Origin of the sequence: Pseudomonas sp. 3-2 (genome assembly GCF_019710535.1) — a bacterium.
Taxonomy (GTDB): Bacteria; Pseudomonadota; Gammaproteobacteria; order Pseudomonadales; family Pseudomonadaceae; genus Aquipseudomonas; species Aquipseudomonas pharyngis.
In genome coordinates this window covers 1033416-1051942 of record NZ_CP081200.1, presented here as the reverse complement: position 1 = coordinate 1051942, position 18527 = coordinate 1033416, and the positions used below count along the sequence as shown (strand labels likewise).

Annotated in this window: 20 protein-coding genes; 17 read left to right on the top strand and 3 right to left on the bottom strand. The window is 56.9% G+C overall.

Annotation, left to right across the window (positions count from 1 at the left end; translation table 11 throughout):
* Window positions 1-21 precede the first annotated feature (21 nt).
* Both K3819_RS04640 and K3819_RS04635 read left to right on the top strand, forming a co-directional pair.
* A complete protein-coding gene (locus tag K3819_RS04640) occupies window positions 22-498 on the top strand; it encodes a PAS domain-containing protein (RefSeq protein ID WP_221398728.1) in 477 nt (158 codons plus the stop codon).
* 54 nt (window positions 499-552) lie between these two features.
* Window positions 553-1158, top strand: coding sequence for a hypothetical protein (locus K3819_RS04635; protein ID WP_085608095.1), 606 nt, complete (start codon window positions 553-555; stop codon window positions 1156-1158).
* A 3-nt stretch (window positions 1159-1161) separates the two neighbouring features.
* On the opposite strand, the gene K3819_RS04630 is transcribed toward K3819_RS04635, so the two are convergent.
* Complete coding sequence (locus K3819_RS04630; protein ID WP_221398727.1) at window positions 1162-2121, bottom strand: MerR family transcriptional regulator; 960 nt, start codon at window positions 2119-2121, stop codon at window positions 1162-1164.
* Between the two features lie 211 nt (window positions 2122-2332).
* Between K3819_RS04630 and K3819_RS04625 the strand changes: the two genes are divergently transcribed.
* The 5 genes from K3819_RS04625 to K3819_RS04605 all read left to right on the top strand — a co-directional run bounded on the left by K3819_RS04625 (window position 2333) and on the right by K3819_RS04605 (window position 4989).
* Complete coding sequence (locus K3819_RS04625; protein ID WP_221398726.1) at window positions 2333-2902, top strand: antibiotic biosynthesis monooxygenase; 570 nt, start codon at window positions 2333-2335, stop codon at window positions 2900-2902.
* A gap of 56 nt (window positions 2903-2958) precedes the next feature.
* Window positions 2959-3669 carry a dihydromonapterin reductase gene (folM, locus tag K3819_RS04620; protein ID WP_221398725.1) on the top strand — a complete coding sequence of 237 codons (711 nt, stop codon included), beginning with the start codon at window positions 2959-2961 and terminating at the stop codon, window positions 3667-3669.
* A 22-nt stretch (window positions 3670-3691) separates the two neighbouring features.
* On the top strand, window positions 3692-4252 hold the full coding sequence (gene folE, locus K3819_RS04615; RefSeq protein ID WP_085611359.1) for a GTP cyclohydrolase I FolE: 561 nt from the start codon (window positions 3692-3694) through the stop codon (window positions 4250-4252).
* A complete protein-coding gene (folX, locus tag K3819_RS04610; protein WP_007957207.1) occupies window positions 4253-4624 on the top strand; it encodes a dihydroneopterin triphosphate 2'-epimerase in 372 nt (123 codons plus the stop codon).
* Between the two features lie 68 nt (window positions 4625-4692).
* Window positions 4693-4989 carry a DUF1244 domain-containing protein gene (locus K3819_RS04605; RefSeq protein WP_085611358.1) on the top strand — a complete coding sequence of 99 codons (297 nt, stop codon included), beginning with the start codon at window positions 4693-4695 and terminating at the stop codon, window positions 4987-4989.
* Window positions 4990-5056: 67 nt separating this feature from the next.
* Here K3819_RS04605 and K3819_RS04600 read toward each other — a convergent pair whose 3' ends face one another.
* The gene (locus K3819_RS04600; RefSeq protein ID WP_178076457.1) at window positions 5057-5971 is read right to left on the bottom strand and encodes a LysR family transcriptional regulator; all 915 of its coding nucleotides are present in this window, start codon (window positions 5969-5971) and stop codon (window positions 5057-5059) included.
* Window positions 5972-6287: 316 nt separating this feature from the next.
* Between K3819_RS04600 and K3819_RS04595 the strand changes: the two genes are divergently transcribed.
* From K3819_RS04595 to K3819_RS04555, 9 genes are all read left to right on the top strand, one after another.
* Entirely contained in the window at window positions 6288-7586 is a 1299-nt protein-coding gene (locus K3819_RS04595) for a SidA/IucD/PvdA family monooxygenase (protein WP_221398724.1), read from the top strand.
* On the top strand, window positions 7583-8755 hold the full coding sequence (locus K3819_RS04590) for an MFS transporter (RefSeq protein ID WP_221398723.1): 1173 nt from the start codon (window positions 7583-7585) through the stop codon (window positions 8753-8755). Before K3819_RS04595 ends, K3819_RS04590 begins: the two co-directional genes overlap by 4 nt.
* Before the next feature lie 132 nt (window positions 8756-8887).
* A complete protein-coding gene (locus K3819_RS04585) occupies window positions 8888-10060 on the top strand; it encodes an acetyl-CoA carboxylase biotin carboxylase subunit family protein (protein ID WP_221398722.1) in 1173 nt (390 codons plus the stop codon).
* A 34-nt stretch (window positions 10061-10094) separates the two neighbouring features.
* Entirely contained in the window at window positions 10095-10469 is a 375-nt protein-coding gene (locus K3819_RS04580) for a cupin domain-containing protein (RefSeq protein WP_221398721.1), read from the top strand.
* Between the two features lie 14 nt (window positions 10470-10483).
* Window positions 10484-11719 (top strand): diaminopimelate decarboxylase, encoded by a 1236-nt coding sequence (gene lysA, locus K3819_RS04575; RefSeq protein ID WP_256575337.1) that lies wholly within the window; start codon window positions 10484-10486, stop codon window positions 11717-11719.
* Between the two features lie 21 nt (window positions 11720-11740).
* On the top strand, window positions 11741-13687 hold the full coding sequence (locus tag K3819_RS04570; RefSeq protein WP_221398720.1) for a class I tRNA ligase family protein: 1947 nt from the start codon (window positions 11741-11743) through the stop codon (window positions 13685-13687).
* Window positions 13687-14727: an FAD-binding oxidoreductase gene (locus K3819_RS04565; protein ID WP_085611350.1), complete on the top strand. Its 1041-nt coding sequence runs from the start codon at window positions 13687-13689 to the stop codon at window positions 14725-14727. Before K3819_RS04570 ends, K3819_RS04565 begins: the two co-directional genes overlap by 1 nt.
* Before the next feature lie 2 nt (window positions 14728-14729).
* The gene (locus K3819_RS04560; protein WP_221398719.1) at window positions 14730-15824 is read left to right on the top strand and encodes a methyltransferase; all 1095 of its coding nucleotides are present in this window, start codon (window positions 14730-14732) and stop codon (window positions 15822-15824) included.
* Window positions 15825-15945: 121 nt separating this feature from the next.
* A complete protein-coding gene (locus K3819_RS04555; RefSeq protein WP_221398718.1) occupies window positions 15946-16284 on the top strand; it encodes a HopJ type III effector protein in 339 nt (112 codons plus the stop codon).
* A 180-nt stretch (window positions 16285-16464) separates the two neighbouring features.
* Here K3819_RS04555 and trxB read toward each other — a convergent pair whose 3' ends face one another.
* Window positions 16465-17427 carry a thioredoxin-disulfide reductase gene (gene trxB, locus K3819_RS04550; RefSeq protein ID WP_039769336.1) on the bottom strand — a complete coding sequence of 321 codons (963 nt, stop codon included), beginning with the start codon at window positions 17425-17427 and terminating at the stop codon, window positions 16465-16467.
* A gap of 310 nt (window positions 17428-17737) precedes the next feature.
* Between trxB and cysZ the strand changes: the two genes are divergently transcribed.
* Window positions 17738-18490, top strand: coding sequence for a sulfate transporter CysZ (cysZ, locus tag K3819_RS04545; protein ID WP_011332493.1), 753 nt, complete (start codon window positions 17738-17740; stop codon window positions 18488-18490).
* Window positions 18491-18527: the final 37 nt, after the last annotated feature.

The window sequence follows — 18527 nt, the reverse complement described above, 5'->3', positions numbered from 1 at the left end:
CAACCTTGAAAGGACTCAAAGATGATCAATGCCAGCCTGCTGAAAATGGTGATCAACGCGTCGAACGACGGGATCGTGGTAGCAGAAAAAGAAGGCGATCAGGACAACATCCTGATCTACGTGAATCCGGCTTTCGAAAAACTGACCGGCTACACCAGCGAAGAAATTCTCTATCAGGACTGCCGATTTCTGCAGGCCGGGGATCGCGACCAGGCCAGTCTGGAACTGATTCGCGATGTTTTGAAAAACGGTGGTTCATGCCGGGAAATCCTGCGCAACTATCGCAAGGACGGCACGCCCTTCTGGAACGAACTGTCTCTTTCGACGGTAAAAAATGCCGACGACGGGCAGACCTACTTCGTAGGTGTGCAAAAGGACGTTACGGTTCAGGTCAAGGCGCAGCAGCGGGTGGCGCAACTGGAAGCCCAGGTTGCGGCACTGGAAGCAGAAATTGCTGCCTTGAAAGCGACGAACGGCGCAAACAAAACAGCGAACTAATTGTCATTAACTACAATCACCAAAGACTTTGTAATTATTCATTTCGAGTTAGCCATGCAGCGTGACGCCCTCCTGACCCAGGATGAGCTGGATTTCATCCAGACCATGCAACACAACCCGCAACTCAATGTGCGGGATGCGACGTCGAGCCTGCTGGTCAATGGTGGTTCACAGATCCGTGATTTGCTCACGCGTCTGGCGGCCCATGAGCAAGTCACCATCCAGGCCAACTTCGAAAATCAGCAGATGACTTTCCCGCTGCATCTGGTGGAAGACGAGTTCCACGCTCTGCACCTGCGCCTGGGCGTACCGAGCATTTATGAAGACGGGCCGATGGTGCGCCCATGGCGCCTGACCCTGGAAGAGCCGGTGGCACTGGAAAATGCCAAGGGCCAGCCGGGAACGTTGTGGGTTCACGAGGTTTCGCACAAGGGTGTGTTGCTGGAAGTGCGCAACAAAACCAAACCGCCGAAGCACTTTGCGTTGTGGTTCAGCCCATCGGGCTATGAGCGGATTTCCCTGCGCGGCACGTTCGAGCGGGAAACCGAAAACGGCTTTTATGCTTACGAGTTAAGCCAGAGCGATGCCGACGAAACCGAGCGCCTGCGCCAGTTCATCCTGCAACAGCATCGTCTGACCCACCCTGCCCTGCACACCTGATTCTCAGGTATCCAGCGTCCCTGCGAGGAACTGATTCATGCGCTGGCGCATGGTCGAACCTTCATTGCCCAGACAGCCGACCGATGATCCCGCCAGGCTGTCCTGTGCCAGATCGGCCGCATCCCCCGCCAGCATCAACTGACAATCAAGACTCAGCGCCAGACGATTCAGTCGACGTGGCAGCTCGGGTGCCGGGGCGTGATTGGAAAACAGCACCAGCGCCTCGGGCTTGATCTTCTCGCACACCAGTGTCAGCTCATCGAACGGTTGACCGGTGGTGAGCACACGAACCCCCGCGTCATTGCCGCTGAGAAACAGCGCTGCCACCAACAACTCAAGCTCGCGACACTGACCGGCCAGCGCGCTGACGATCACCTTGCGCGGTTGCGAGCCCCGCAGCGCGACGATGCGCTGCAGCACTTTCGCTCGCAGAAAACCATCGAAGAACAGCCACTCGCTGGTTTGTCCGAACGCATCCTGACGCTGGAGCATTTGCAGCCACAGTGGCATCAGGATGTCTTGAAACACCACAGGCAAGGCATAGGTGGAGAAAATCTGACCGTAGACCCGATCAAGCAACTGATCGTCGAACGAACTGACTGCCTGCCGGACCTGTTCCTGCCACTGGAGGTAGTCCGCCTGCACCAGATCATCGGGAATGAAGTGAGCCAGCATTTTCATTGGCTCGGTCTTGGCCAGGATCTTGCCGACCTTGCTCACCGAAACGCCCCGATCGATCCAGTCGACGATGCTGCGAACGCGCTCGATATCGGTCATCGAATACAGGCGATGCCCACTCTCGGTGCGCGTTGGCTGGATCAATCCGTATCGTCGCTCCCATGCGCGCAACGTCACCGGGTTCACGCCGGTCAGGCGCGCCACTTCACGTATAGGAAAAAGCTCCTCGCGATCCAGCGCTACGGATGCCTGCGAAGCAGGACGAACGTCTGTAATGACAGGCATTTGTGCGGACACGTCCTTGTTGGCAAAGTTGGATCCATTCTACTCCTGATGCCCTATGAGGTTTCAAGCAATCAAATGGGACGAAAGTCTCTGGTTCGACACGAAAATGAGGAATAATCCTTGCTTGTCAAAAAACGCAGCCCTCTACCCCGGCGCTGCGTCAGGCGAAACTCCTACCCGGAGCGACGCACCTGCAATACGGAGATACACAATGTCTACTTCCCCCGTCACGCTGATGGTCGCGCGTCGTGTCGCCAATGGTCGTTATCAGGACCTGATCGCCTGGTTGCGAGAAGGCGAACAACTGGCCACCGACTTCCCCGGTTATCTCGGCTCCGGCGTACTGGCCCCGCCTCCCGGCGACGATGAATTCCAGATCATTTTCCGCTTCGTCGACGAACAGACCCTGCACGCCTGGGAACACTCGGCTTCGCGCACCGCATGGCTGGCCCGTGGCAGCGATCTGTTTGCCCACCCGACGGAACATCGGGTCAGCGGGATCGAAGGCTGGTTCGGTGCTGCCGGTCATCGCCCGCCGCGCTGGAAACAGGCCGTGGCGATCTGGCTGGCGCTCTTCCCGGTGTCGCTGCTGTTCAACTTCGTGCTGGGCCCGCTGCTCGCTGAAATGAGTCTGTTGCCGAGAGTCTTCATCAGCACGCTGTGCCTGACCCCGTTGATGGTTTACTTCTTCATTCCGCTGTCAACCCGACTGCTGGCCGGCTGGCTCAACCCGTCGTCTGCACGCCCGCTGCCTGCCGCACCCTCCACACAAAATCGCTGAAGCCGTCGCTCGCGTCGCTGTTATAGTTTTTGCTCTGACTTCGACGCGAGCCGTACATGACTTCTCCCACCGCTCCCATCCTTATCACCGGCGCCGGCCAGCGGGTCGGCCTGCATTGTGCGCAGCGTCTGCTGGAAGATGGCCATCGGGTGATCTTCACCTATCGCAGCGATCGGCCGGGGGTGAAGGTGCTTCGAGATCTTGGTGCCATCGGGTTGCATGCGGATTTTTCCAGCGAAGCCTCGATCCTCGCGTTCATCACCGAACTGAAGTCCCGCACCGACAGCCTGCGCGCCATCGTCCACAACGCCTCGGAATGGCTGGCGGAAACCGGTGACGGCGAAACTGAAGCCTTCACCCGCATGTTCAACATCCACATGCTGGCGCCCTACCTGATCAACCTGCATTGCGCCGAACTGCTGCAACGTTCGAGCCCTGCCGACATCATCCACATCAGCGATGACGTCACGCGCAAGGGCAGCAGCAAACACATCGGCTATTGCGCCAGCAAGGCCGGGCTCGACAGTCTCACGCTGTCCTTCGCCGCGCGCTACGCGCCGTCAATCAAGGTCAACGGCATCGCGCCAGCCCTGCTATTGTTCAATCCCGACGACGACGCGGCGTACCGCGCCAAGGCGCTGGCCAAGTCCGCGCTGGGAATCGAACCCGGCAGCGAAGTGATCTATCAGAGCCTGCGTTACCTGCTCGACAACCCGTATGTCACCGGCACGACCCTGACCGTCAACGGCGGGCGGCACGTCAAGTAATACGCCCCCGCGAGGATGCTCCATGACCCGTTCCCTGCCCGAGAATTACCGCGAGATCCTGATCGGCCTCGGTGAAAACCCTGACCGCGAAGGACTGCTCGACACACCGGCGCGGGCGGCCAAGGCCATGCAGTATCTGTGTCACGGCTACGAACAGAGCGTTGAAGAGATCGTCAATGGCGCGTTGTTTGCCTCCGACACCGACGAGATGATCATCGTCGCCGACATCGAGCTCTATTCGTTGTGCGAACATCACCTGCTGCCCTTCATCGGCAAGGCCCATGTGGCTTATATTCCGACGGGCAAGGTGCTGGGGCTGTCGAAGATCGCGCGACTGGTGGACATGTTCGCCCGCCGCCTGCAGATCCAGGAAAACCTCACCCGCCAGATCGCCGAGGCGGTCCAGCAAGTCACCGATGCCGCCGGTGTCGCGGTGGTCATCGAAGCCCGGCACATGTGCATGATGATGCGCGGTGTCGAGAAACAGAATTCGACCATGAACACCTCGGTCATGCTCGGCGCCTTCCGCGAGTCGAGCAACACCCGCCAGGAGTTCCTGCAATTGATTGGACGGAGCAAATAAATGCCACAACTTCAACCGGGAATGGCGCGCATCCGGGTCAAGGATCTGCGCCTGCGCACCTTTATCGGGATCAACGAGGACGAAATCCTCAACAAGCAGGATGTGCTGATCAACCTGACCATCCTGTACGCCGCACAGGAAGCCGTGCGTGACAACGACATCGACCACGCGCTGAACTACCGCACCATCACCAAGGCGATCATCGCCCACGTGGAAGGCAACCGCTTCGCGCTGCTCGAACGCCTGACCCAGGAGCTGCTGGATCTGGTGATGGCCAACGAATCGGTGCTGTACGCGGAAGTCGAAGTCGACAAACCGCATGCCTTGCGTTTTGCCGAGTCGGTGTCGATCACCCTCGCCGCCAGCCGCTGAACGTGTCTGGCGCTCCGGGCGTCAGACTTTTATCATCCGCGCCACGATTTGACTGCACAGAGCCCATCATGACCGAGCAACAACGCCTCGAACTCGAAGCCGCCGCCTTCCGCCGGCTGGTCGCCCACCTGGACAGCCGCAAGGACGTGCAGAACATCGACCTGATGAACCTCGCCGGGTTCTGCCGCAACTGCCTGTCCAAGTGGTACAAGGCGGAAGCCGACCAACGCCAGATCGAGATCAGCCTCGACGATGCCCGTGAAGTGGTTTACGGCATGCCGTACGCCGAGTGGAAAGCCCAATATCAGCAAGAAGCCAGCGCCGAACAACAAGCGGCGTTCGCCAAGGGAAGACCCAACGGTTAGGCGCTTGCCAGGTATCAAAAACAGGCATGCCTGACGAACAGGGAATCAGACAGCTTCCACTTCGTTGCTACCCCAGCAAAGTGTGAAGCTGTTGGTGCAACTCACCGGATCTCAACTTCATCTCATCAATGAAGGCGTTAGCAACTGGCGTCTGTGGCCGGTACAGCGGTCGGATGAGGTTGACGGAAAACGGTATCGAGATCGAAAACCGCCGCAAGCACACACCCTGATCGGCAAAACTCAAGGCCGTCAGCGGATTGATGATACCGACCCCTACGTTTTGCTGAACGAAGAAGCAGACGGCTGCTGCGCTGTGGGTTTCTATGACCGTGCGCGTCTTGACCTGGGCGTCGGCAAGTATCTTGTCGAAGATGATCCGGTAGGGGTCCTGACCCGATAGGCTGACCATGTTGATACCGGCCATATCCAAAGGCGTAATCACCTTTTTGTCGCACAGCGGATGACTGAGTGGCAGCACGCACACTTCATCGCCGGTAAAGATGTTTTCACACCGAGTACCTGGCGGCGTTTCACTGTTTTCAGTCAGTCCCAGATCATACCGCTGGGCTGTCATCCATTCCTCAAGCAACGGGGATTCCTGCGGGGTGATGTTGATGTTCACCTCCGGGAACGCGTTGATGAACCGACCACACACATAAGGCAACAGGCTCTGCGAAAAAGCAGGCAGGCATGCGATCGTGAGACTGCTCTGGAAATTCTTGATCGACTGCGCCGCATTGTGGATGCGTTCGAGCCCGTAATAGGAGGTTTTTACCTCCTCGAACAAACTCAGTCCCTGAGTAGTCGGCTGCAAGCGCGCTTGTGTTCGTTCAAACAGTTTGAGCCCCAGGACATGCTCGAACCGTGCGATTTCACGGCTGACGGTCGGCTGTGAGGTTTTGAGCAACGCCGCCGCCTTGGTCACGCTGCCGGTGGTCATGACCGCCCAGAATATTTCGACTTGCCTGAAACTGAATCTCACTCTACCCCCAGACAGATACCGCCTGAATTCATTGAAAAGCGCCAGCGAGCATAACAAGCGTGGCTGTTTGAAGCTTGCTCAGGGCATATCAGAAATGAAAGCCCCCTCAGAAGAAATGATATTTTGAATGTAGTGGCCATATAACTACAATGGCCCGACAAAATAAACCTCTGCCACTGCGCCCTTCAGATCCGAGATCAACTGCCCCTTATTCAGCGGTGCCGACATGATCATCGGAAGCCGGCGCGTGCGAGCAAGAGGCGGATCAGGTTTACCAACGGATTAACCGGAATCGACCCAGGTGAGGGGTCAACTTATGGACATGCATGATTTGGTTGGCGTTGGTTTTGGTCCTTCGCATATTGGCTTGGCAGTCTCGCTTTATGAAGATTACAAAGAAGAGACTGAAGGCAAAAAAATCATGTTCTTTGAAGCCAAGAACAAACATGGCTGGCACCATCCGATGATGCTACCCAGTGCCAAAATGCAAATTTCTTTCATGAAAGATCTTTGTTTCTTGCGCAATCCAAAAAGTCATTTCACATTTGTGAACTACTTGCATGAACATCGCCGACTGGGTTCTTTCGCCAACCTGCGAGACTTCAATCCCAGTCGCAAGGAATTTGATGATTACCTGCGCTGGGTCGCCGGTCACTTCAATCATGTAACGCGTTACTCATCATGGGTTCAATCTGTTTTACCGGTTAAAGAAGGTGATCAAGTCGTAGCTCTTGATGTAACCGTCAATGACACGCTGACGGGCAACACACAGGTCGTCAGGACACAAAACCTCGCCATCGCAATTGGCGGTGAACCGGCAATGCCTGTGGCGTGCGCCAGTCCCCATGTCTTCCACTCTTCGCAGTTGCTGGAAAAACTGCCTGAATACGACGAGAACAAACGCTATCGTTTTCTGGTCGTGGGCTCCGGACAGAGCGCGGCGGAGATCTATCAGCACCTGATAGGCCATTATCGTCATGCAGATGTTCGAGTGGCCAGCAGTGGTATCGGGTTCAAGCAAGCCGATGACAGTGAATATGTAAATGAAGTATTTGATAACGAAATGATCGACCGGATTTATTATCTGGATCCGGACAATCGCCAGGCACTGATTCGAAAACACTTCGACACCAACTATTCGGTGGCCGATCTGGCAATTATTCAAAGCCTTTATCGCGAAGAATACGAAGCCACGATTGGCGAGAACGTCGATCGCTTCGGAATGCTCAAGTTCAAACGACTCACCGAGGTAGTCGAGCGCAATAATGCGTTGTCCGTCACATTGGTCTCGACGCTAGACGGCGAGCATCAGGAACTTGAAGTGGACGTCGTCATCTGCGCAACCGGCTACAGCCGTCGGAACAACCTGGCGCTGCTGGACTCCCTCAAGTCTTATTGGGCAGAGCCTGCACACATGCCGCGTTTGAGCCGTCATTACGCGTTGCAGATGAATGAAAACTTCAAACCCAACATTTTTATCCAGGGCATGTCGGAACATACCCATGGCCTGAGCGATACATTGCTTTCGGTTATTTCACGGCGGTCCCATGAAGTGGGTGGGGAGATCGTCAACACTCTGAATAACGAAGTCTTGCAGGGAGCATTGACGACATGAAAACACGCAGAGAGCTGATCGTTTTTTTAATCTGTTCCACGGTTTACCGGTTGTTTTCCGGTGCACTGCTGGTTTCCCTGACATGGACCATTCTCAATCAGGATGAAGGCGGCTACTTGCCGCTGGCACTCGCGATTTTCTGCTCCTTCATTCCGGCGTTTGTTACTCCGATGATGATCAAACGCCTGTCGACCCGAATGAACGGACGCCAGATGAGTAGTTGGTTCCTGGTCTGTCTCGCAGGTCTGAGCCTGGTCGCCGGGGTGTGTCGTGATATCACGGTCGGGCTGTTGATCACCAATCTGTTTGTGTGGCTGATATTCATGTTGCTGGAGGCCAGCCTGGATATGTGGTTTACCCAGGTTCAGCGCGGTATGGATGTAGCGACAGTCAGACGCATCAGCGGTGCGACCACCGCCACCAGCCAGGCGGCGCTGATGATTGGACCGTTGCTGGCGGCCGGACTGATGCCGATTCTGACCGGCATGGGGTTTTCCATTCTTCTGGGCGTCAGCTTCTTGCTCGTCGCAGTGGTCTGCTACACCCGAAACGGCGCCGCCGTGATTGAAGCCCGGGAAGGCAGTGCCCTGGCAGCGCCGGCGAAGCTTCCACTGACCCTGTTCATTCCAATGGTGTTGATCTGGCCCATCCTCGGAGCATTCAATTTCATGCTTCCGGTGTACGTGTCGAGCCATGGCTGGGCGCTGTTTGAGTTAGGTGTGCTGGACGCCGTATTCGGCATGGGCATGGCGTTAATCGGTGTGCTGATCATTCTGGGCAATACCGGCCGTAACCTCTTGGTCTTCCTGTCCGGCCTGATTGCACTTGCCATCACCGCCGCTCTGGTGTGGTTCCTGGTGCCTGACACACTTGTGCTCAAGGCCCTGAGTCTGCTGATTCTAGGCATGGCGTTTGGCGGCGCCCGGGTGCATATCCGCGCTGCGATCGCCTATCGCTACAGCGAGGCCGCCGTCGGCCTTTGTGTCAGCAGAGCGAATGCGCTGGCTACGCCGGTGTTGTTGCTGATTCTTAGCCTGCAACTGGCAATGATCGAAACGGCCTGGTTTGTGCCGTTCCTGATGATCACGTTGTCCATCGCGCTCCTGCTGCAGACCTCAGCGACTCGTTTCGCCAAAGGGCAAGCGAACACTGCATCTGCCAGCGCCTGATAAAGGCCGCACCCTAACTACGTAAAAGTTTGAGGATTCGATATGACCTTATCCAATCGCTACGCCTTGTTGATCGGCGCCGACTTACCCATGAGGGAGCGGGCCGTGTTGTGTACCGCGCGTGCGCTGGGTATGGCCGTTGTGGTGCTGGCCTATCCAGGCGAGGTCCTGGCCCAGCGGCGCAGGCCGGCAGCCAGCCTGGCCGATGACTACATCGTCAGCCCGTACCTGCTGGATCCGGTGCGCGCGCTTGAGGCGGTCAAAGACTACGAACGCAAGACCGGCCTCACACCGGCAGCGGTCATTCCGGTCAATGATTTCGTTCTGGAGGCTGGCGCTGCGATAGCAAGACAATACGCAATACCGTTCCACAGTGACGAGGTCATTCTGCGCTGCCGCGACAAGTTACTGATGAAGACTGAGCTGAGCGGGGCCGGGCTGAACGTCGCGCCGACCCTGGCCGTCAATGAGAGTGTCGCCAGTTACATCTTCAAAGATCAGGAAAAGGTCATTTTCAAACCCAGTGTCTTTGGTGGCAGTGGCGGCGTGCGTCTGGTGAGCAACCCGCAGGAGTTGCAGGTGGCGATTGATGACGCTGCGAAGTTGTTGCACAAGTACAAGGACATTCTTTACATCGATCCTGAGCGGATTCATCTGGAAGCCTTTCTCGACAGCGAGCTTGAAGTCTCCGTCGAAGTTTATTGCAGACCTGGAGAGTGCAAGGCGGCGGCCGTCACCCACAAGCAACTGTCGCCCCGTCCTTTTTTTGCTGAAATGGGTCACATCGTTCCCTATGCCGGGACGGACTACCACGCCTTGTGCGTAACCGCCGAAAAGGCATGTCGGGCGCTGGGTATCGAACGTGGCGTATCACACGTCGAGATCAAGATCGTCAACGGTGTGCCTTTCATTATCGAGGTCGGTGCCCGGCCCGCAGGCGACCGCATCATCGACCTGGTTTATCGCTCGCTGGGTGTCGACCTTTATGCCCTGCATGCCAAGAGCTATTGCGATATCTGGGACGACATGCCCCTGATCAAGCATCGCGGAACGGCGGCCGTCGCTTTCCTGAAAGCGGCACCTGGAAGAATCACCCGTATCAATCCCGTTGCACTGCCCGAGGGTGTGCACGAACTCAGCCTTTATAAAGGCGTGGGAGATTTTTCCGACCGGGACGCACAGAACTTCGAAACCCGGGAAGGGCATGTGGAATGGTTCTGGCCGATCGAGCATCAGGACACACCCGACTTCATGTTTCAAACCGCCAGGCTCTCAGCCGACCTGTTTGAAATCGAACAAAACTGAGCCGGCTCTGCCAACGCCTTCGCGAGATAAAAGCATGTTTGACAATCGCCACGTTCGCTCGCTAGCCAATCCGGCCATGGAATTGATCGAGTACGCAACACCACCTGAAAAGTGCACGCAGGGTCGTCCCGTGCAAACTTTTCACAAACAGTTCGAGAGCGCTGACCGTTTGTTCTCGGTCGGGATCTGGGAATGCAGCGTGGGCAGTTTTACGGTGAATTTCACCGGGCATGAATTCGCCAGCCTGCTGGAGGGGCGGATCATGATCGAAGACGAGCATGGCTCCCAGGTCATGTTTTTACCCGGTATGCAACTGGTCTTTCCCGCCGGTTACAAGGGCGAATGGAATGTGCTCGAACCGTCCCGAAAGTCTTATGTCTGGTACGAACTCAACCCTCCGACTCCTTGAACGGATACCTCATTGTGAACAACTTCAACGATTCACTGATCAACCAACTGGCGCACGAGTTCGGTACGCCGTTCTGGCTCTATGACGCCGATTCCATTCGACGCCGGACCGCACAGTTGCGCGCATTCGACGTGATTCGCTATGCACAGAAAGCCAATCCGAACCTTCAAATACTCAAGTTGATGAAAAGTCTGGGCGCTATGGTCGACGCAGTGTCACTGGGCGAAATTGAACGCGCTCACAGAGCCGGATTTCGCAACGATGAAGGGCATGCCCAAATCGTTTACACCTGTGATGTCCTGGACGAAGCGACGCTGGAGCGGGTGATCGAACTGAACATTCCGGTCAACGCCGGCTCACCGCAAATGCTGGAGCAACTGGGCAAGGCAAGTCCCGGGCATAAAGTCTGGTTGCGGATTAACCCGGGATTCGGTCACGGCCATAGCCGCAAAACCAATACCGGGGGGCCAAGCAGCAAGCACGGCAACTGGCATGAAAACCTGGCTGAATGCTACCAACTGATCGAAACCTATGGCCTGGAGTTGGTGGGTCTGCACATGCACATTGGCTCCGGCGTCGATTACGAGCATCTGCAACGTGTCTGCGCAAGCATGGTCGAGCACGTATTGCGTTGCCCGTTCGATATTTCGGCGATCTCGGCGGGGGGCGGATTGCCGATCGCCTATCGCGACAATGACCCGCAGATCGACATCGACGAGTACTTCCGGATCTGGGATCTGGCGCGTCGCCAGATCGAAGCACATCTCGGGCATTCGGTGACGCTGGAGATCGAACCAGGGCGCCTTCTGGTCGCTGAATCCGGGTGCCTGGTCACTCAGGTCAGAGCTAAGAAGGATGTCGGGCCAAATCATTTCGTGCTGGTGAACTCCGGCTTCAACGATCTGATGCGGCCAGCCATGTATGGCAGTTTTCACCAGATCACTGCCATTCAGAAAATCCCGGTGCTGGATCGGGGGACGTGGCGCAATACCGTGGTGGCGGGTTCGTTGTGCGAGGCTGGGGATGTATTCACTCAGCAGAGCAACGGCGAAATCGATCACCAATTGCTGCCGGATCTACAGGTGGATGACTTGCTGGTTTTCCATGATTGCGGCGCCTACGGTGCAAGCATGTCATCCAGTTACAACACCCGACCGTTAATCCCGGAGTTACTCCTGGATGGCGACTCGGTCAGGGTTATCCGTCGTCGTCAGACTTTCGACGAGTTACTTTCGCTAGAAACGATTTAAAAAAATAAGAACGGATGAAGGGTGCAGACACAAGTCTGCATCCGGGGATTCGTGTGCCCGGTGATTAGCAGTTTGCAAGTTGGGGAGACAAGCATGGAAGTCGTCAGAAAGCACCAACAGTTCAAATCCAGTCATGAATACAATGCACTGATCAAGCGTCTCTATCCTGAGCCGTCGCTGCGTACACCCTTCGGTTCTGCCTGTGTCACCGTTGAAGCCGGGACACTAAGCCAACCGCATCTGCATCACGAACATGAAACGTTCATCATCGTATCCGGTCATGGAGCGTTTGTTCAGGACAACACTCGCAGCGATATCTCGGCCGGGGATGTTATTTACATCAAGCCTTTCAGCGAACACTACATCGAGGCTCATCCTGAGTCGCCAGTCGAGTTCATGAGTATCTGGTGGGAAGACGCAGAATCACAACCCGAACCCCGGACCACTCGCCAGATCCTGTTTACTCCGCCACCGACACCTAACGGCAATCTGCACCTGGGGCATATTTCCGGGCCCTATATCTGTGCCGATATCATCAAGCGCTATCTACAGAGTCAAGGCACTCCGGCCAGCCTGATTGTCGGTCTGGACAAGCATCAGTCCTATGTCGACCTGAAGGCTCGGCAACAGGACGTTCCTGCCCGCGAAGTCTATGAACATTTCAGTCGATCGATCCTGAGCACCTTTGACAATGCCGGTATCGATTACGACGACGTGCATGATTGCGACAGTCATTTTCACCTCGAATTCGTCCACGACTTTATTCAGCGCCTGCTGGCCAAAGACATTCTGCAGATCAAACCGCAGGACATCGCATGGTGTGCCGATTGCCGGATCGAAGTATTTGACGCCTTTGCCCGGGGCGGTTGTCCCACCTGTCAGGCGCCCTCCAACGGGTGCGTGTGCGAAGACTGCGGCAGTCCCAATAACAGCTACAACCTGCATGATGTGTCCTGCAACCTGTGCGGTTCGGCGCCGACGCTGCGGCAAGGTAAAAAGGGTGTACTGGATCTGGGCCGATGCGCTGCCGATTTTGTACACGCCGGTTTTCAGGTCACTGCGCCACCTAAACTCGAGAAGTACTTGCTCAAGCAACAAGCGCTCAAGCAAGAAGATTATGTGGTGACGTTCCACAGCGAATGGGGCGTGCCATCAAAACATCCGGAATTGAGGGGGCAATCCTATCTGGCCTGGATCGAAATGGCTGCCGGCTACCTGGCCGCCATTTACAAGAGTGTATTTGGCGAGGAAATCAGTGATGTCGGGCGGGCAATCGAACGCTTGAACGCCGCAGACTTCGAAATCATTCACCTGATGGGTTTCGACAACTCGTTCTATTACGCCCATCTGTACCCACAGTTATTTGCCGCACTGGGCGTACGGGCGTTGAAGATGACGTTCGTGGTCAATGAGTTTCTGCTGTTGGATCAGTTGAAATTCTCCACCAGTCGCAACCACGCGATCTGGGCCAACGATGTATTTACCTCACCGGCCGTTGCTGACTGGTATCGCTTTTACCTGTCGCTGAAAAGACCCGACGTCAACCGTGAAAACTATGATCGCAGTGAATTTGAAAGCTTTCGTCAAAGCACTCTGGCTGATCTGGCACGGTTGTTCGCGACTCATCGGCAGCGACTTGAGGGGCAATTCGCGGGAGTCGTCCCCCAGCCCGGTTCCTGGACTCGGTTGCACCAGGAATACGACACGTTTTTCAATCGGCACAAGATCCATTTGGGCAACGCCCTTGGTGTACCCAACGGCTATGCCGTCAAACAGTACGCCAGCTCGGTCAAGCAACTGCTTGATGTGGTAAGCCGCTTCCAGCGGATGACCGCCGACGACTTCGAGGACTCGGCCGATCACGGCGAGCGACGCACCAGCATGTACCTGGAGACCGAAGCCGTGGCGCTGCTGCGTCTGCACTTGGGCTGCATAATGCCGCAAGTGATTGGCGAGCTGGGTCGCTGATGAGCTCACGCCAGGTATCCAGCCACTACGACTGGCTCGTCGTCGGTGCCGGGCTCATTGGTCTGTGCACCGCACTGCACCTGGCCCGACGCAAGCTGCGTGTGTGTGTCATCGAGCAGATGTCCCAGGTAACAAACGCTTCGACTGCATCCGGGGCCGGGATACGTTTTTTCGACCCTGACCCTGTTGTCAGCGCCCAGGTTGTAGAAAGCCACGGTTTTTACTCGGAACTGGGCCTGGCTGGCGATTTCCGTCCCTGCCCGAGTTATTACTGCTTCGGTGCGGCAGCTGAGGTTTTGCTGGACGGGGCCAGTCCGAGGGGCCTGCAGGTTCTTTCACGTGCGCAACTTCAGGCCCGCAGACCGCATATCGAATGGGGGGCTGTGGATTACGCCGTGGAAGATGAACACGCCGGTTTCAGAGATCCCCTGCTCACATGGCATGCACTGCGTTCAGCATGTGAGCGACTTGGGGTGACCTTCCGGTTCGGCCATCCGGTTCTGGCTCTGGAGCAAAGTGCCGGTGCACGGCACTTGTTGACGCAAGCGGGGCGTTACGTGGCGCATGGGGTGATCTTTGCCACCGGTTACTGGACGCCGAGCCTGCTCGAACGCTTGGGACTGCCGGCTGTAGTGCGCAATCGAACCATCACTGTTCATCGGCTTGCAGGCCATAACCTGTCGCATCTGCCCTTTGTGGTCGAACACGACAGTGGCTTCCATGCTCGTCCGACCGCATGCGGCGAGATTCTATTTGGCGTTCCTCAGCCGGATTGGGACGTTGCGCCAAACCATCTGCCTGACCGCGCCGACGCTCATCTGAACAAGGCCCTGGCACATTTGCAGCGGTTCGCACCCTTGCCGCTTTCATTCTCCGAAGTACGAACCACCCGCTCGGCAGACGCCTTCGCCTCACTGCCACCCGAGGCGCAAACCGCATTGCCGGCCCACACACATGTATTGGCTTTCGGCGAAGGAGCCGCTTTCAAGTACGCACCGGCCAAGACTTTGGCTTACATCAACTCAATACTGGGATCATAGATATGCAGAATCAGGGAACGATTGATTTTCGCGGTAAATTGCCAAGTTCCGAAGCATTGGTTCACACCTTGGTTAATGGCTATATGCTGTCTGCCTCGTTATTCGGTTGTATCGAGGTGAATCTGTTCAGTCATCTGGATGAGACATCAGGAACGGCAATCAGCGAATTGGCCGACGCGTGCCAGCTAAGTGCGGCGCAAGTCCAGAAACTGGTGTCCTTCGGTTTGTCGGTGGGACTGATCATTCAGCGAGATGAAAAGTTCTTCAACTCAAGCGATGCGCAGAAACTGCTCTCACGCCATAGTAAGAACAATATGTGTTCGGCGGTCGAGCACCACAGCCGTCATGTCTATCCGTTGTTCGGTCAGCTTGCCGAGTCGCTTAAAAGCGGCAAACCGATCTCCGATCGTCTGCACCTGTCCTCGGCGCACGGCGATACCAATGAGTTCTATGCCGAGCTGGATAAAAGCGAGAAAGACTTCAATGTGTTCATGACGGCCATGAACACGTTCAGCACTGGCGCAGGGACTCGTATTGCCGATGCGCTGAACGCGAGAGTCGGTTCTGCGACCCCGTTACGCATACTTGATCTGGGCGGCGGCGGTGGGCAGGTGTCCATTGAAATTGCGCAGGCGATCCCTCAGGCGCAGATCACAATGATTGATCTGGAAAAAGCCACGCGTTTCGCTCGCGCCGAAGTCGAGCGCAAGGGATTGAGCGATCGAATTTCATGCCTGTCAGGGGATATCTTCGATCGCCTGCCGTTGACCGAGGCTGACTTCGATGTGGTGCTGATCTCCGCTGTATTGGGGGACTGGAGTCATGATTACCAGGTCAAGCTGCTGGCCAATACTCACCATTACCTCAGGCCAGGAGGATGTCTGGCGGTCAGTGAAACCTTGTTGGACGATGATCTGGCCGGGCCGATTCTGCCGGCGCTCATGAGTCTCTATGTACAGATCCTGACCGAGGGCGGGCAGAACTTCAGCGCAAGTTCTCTGGTGGCGCTACTGTCTGGAAACCGGTTCGATCACATCGATGTGCAGCTCAATCGCGCACATGGCTGTCGCGACACCGTGCTTGCCAGCAAGGCATAGGGATAAGTTTCACGTCCGTGCGATTACCCGGCGCGCATCTGGCACGAAAAAGTTACCATGTGTAAGTTATTGAATATATTTGTGAATATCACATGTAACTGTTGAGAAGGAGTCGTAAGTCATGAGTGATCTGAACACCCTGCGCGCCAACCTCAAGAGCGGCGAACACATTTTTGCCGACACCCTGGCCTTCATCGCCGCCGGTTACGACTACCAGCCTCAGGCGTTCAACAATGGTGGCGTGGAAAACGCGGCCGGGCAGAACGAAGGTTCGTGCAAGACTTTGGGTCTGGCGCTGCTGGAAGGCTTGAGCGATGAAGAAGCACTGCTGGCGTTCGGCGAACACTACCGTTCGGTCGTGGCAACGCCTGAAGGCAGCGATCACGGCAATATCCGTGCGCTGATCCAGCACGGTCTGGCGGGCGTGAAGTTCGAAGCGCAACCGCTGACCCGCCGCTGATTCCGCGCGAATCGCAGGCATGAAAAAACCGGCCAATTGGCCGGTTTTTTCGTCAGATCGTTCCCACGCTCTGCGTGGGAATGCAGCCGGGGACATTCCGCGTCCCAAGGACGCAGAGCGTCCAGATGAGGCATTCCCACGCAGAGCGTGGGAACGATCACTGTCGTGGTGCCTGCTTTCTTAGAACGAAGCGTTCTGCAGACCGTCCAGGTAACGCTCGGTGTCCAGTGCCGCCATGCAGCCGGCGCCGGCCGAGGTGATGGCCTGACGGTAAACGTGGTCGGCCACGTCGCCGGCAGCGAAGATGCCTTCGACGCTGGTCGCGGTGGCGTTGCCTTCACGGCCGCCCTGAACGACGAGGTAGCCGTCCTTCAGCTCCAGCTGACCTTCGAACAACGAGGTGTTCGGGGTGTGGCCGATCGCGATGAACACGCCGTCGACCTTGATTTCGTCGAAGCTGCCGTCGTTGTTCTTCAGACGGGCACCGGTCACGCCCATGTTGTCGCCCAGCACTTCGTCCAGGGTCGCGTTCAGCTTCAGCTCGATCTTGCCTTCGGCCACACGGGCGTTGAGCTTGTCGATCAGGATCTTCTCGGCGCGGAAGGTTTCGCGACGGTGAATCAGGGTGACCTTGCTGGCGATGTTCGCCAGGTAAAGCGCTTCTTCCACAGCAGTGTTGCCGCCACCGACCACGGCCACCGGCTTGTTGCGATAGAAGAAACCGTCGCAGGTCGCGCAGGCCGAAACGCCTTTGCCCATGAACGCTTCTTCCGACGGCAGGCCCAGATAACGGGCGCTGGCGCCGGTGGCGATGATCAGTGCATCGCAGGTGTAGGTGCCGCTGTCGCCGGTCAGGCTGTATGGCTTGGAAGCGAAGTCCACAGCGTTGATGTGATCGAAGACGATCTCGGTTTCAAAACGCTCGGCGTGCTCGCGCATGCGCTCCATCAGCACCGGGCCGGTCAGACCGTGGACGTCGCCCGGCCAGTTGTCGACTTCGGTGGTGGTGGTCAGTTGACCGCCGGCCTGCATGCCGGTGATCAGCAGCGGCTTGAGGTTGGCGCGGGCAGCGTAGACGGCAGCGCTGTAACCGGCAGGGCCGGAACCGAGGATGATCACTCGCGAATGACGGACTTCAGACATGAACCTGCTCCTGTTGACCGACCAAGACACCTGGCCGGACGCCGGACTGCCGGCGGGAATAAAAAAGGACTGTGGATAACCTTGGGGAAGGCGTGAGCTCGACAGTCCTGTAAAAAGTTGGGTGCAGCGTATCGAGGGGGGCAAGATTAAGGAAATACGGTTTAACAATCCAGCTCATAGGTGGTCTCTATGCCGACACACTGACGAGATGGACGTCTTTGTTACAGTGAATGTCGATCCCGCTGCCGCGCTTTCACAGGTTCTGCAAAGTCGGTAAGGTCGGCGCGTTTTCCCTTGCTCGGAGCACCTTATGCCCGCCCCTGTTCTGTCCGGCCCGCAATACCTGCGTGAGGGCCTCAAACTGGTCTTGAGCCCTGGCCTGCGCCTGTTCGTGCTGCTGCCGCTGGCCATCAATCTGGTGCTGTTCGTCGGATTGATCTATCTGGCCGGTCACCAGTTCAGCCTGTGGGTCGACACGCTGATGCCGTCGCTGCCCGAATGGCTGAGTTTCCTCAGCTACATCCTGTGGCCGCTGTTCGTGGTGCTGGTGGCGCTGATGGTGTTCTTCACCTTCACCATGCTCGCCAACGTGATCGCCGCACCGTTCAACGGTTTCCTCGCGGAAAAGGTTGAAGTGGTGGTGCGCGGCACCGACGACTTCCCGGCCTTCAGTTGGGGCGAACTGATCGCCATGATCCCGCGCACCCTCGCCCGGGAAATGCGCAAACTCGGTTACTTCCTGCCCCGCGCCATCGGCCTGTTCATTCTCTCGTTCATCCCGGTGGTGAACATCGTCGCCGCGCCGCTGTGGTTGCTGTTCGGGGTGTGGATGATGGCAATCCAGTACATCGACTACCCGGCGGACAACCACAAACTCGGCTGGAACGAAATGCTCGCCTGGCTGCGCCAGAAGCGCTGGCAGAGCATGAGCTTTGGCGGGATCGTCTATCTGGTGCTGCTGATTCCGGTGGTGAACATCCTGATGATGCCGGCGGCCGTGGCTGGCGCGACACTGTTCTGGGTGCGTGAGCGCGGGGCCGAGAATCTGGTGACGCAACGCTGAGGCCACGTCACAAATCCATCATCCGAACGTCACAACC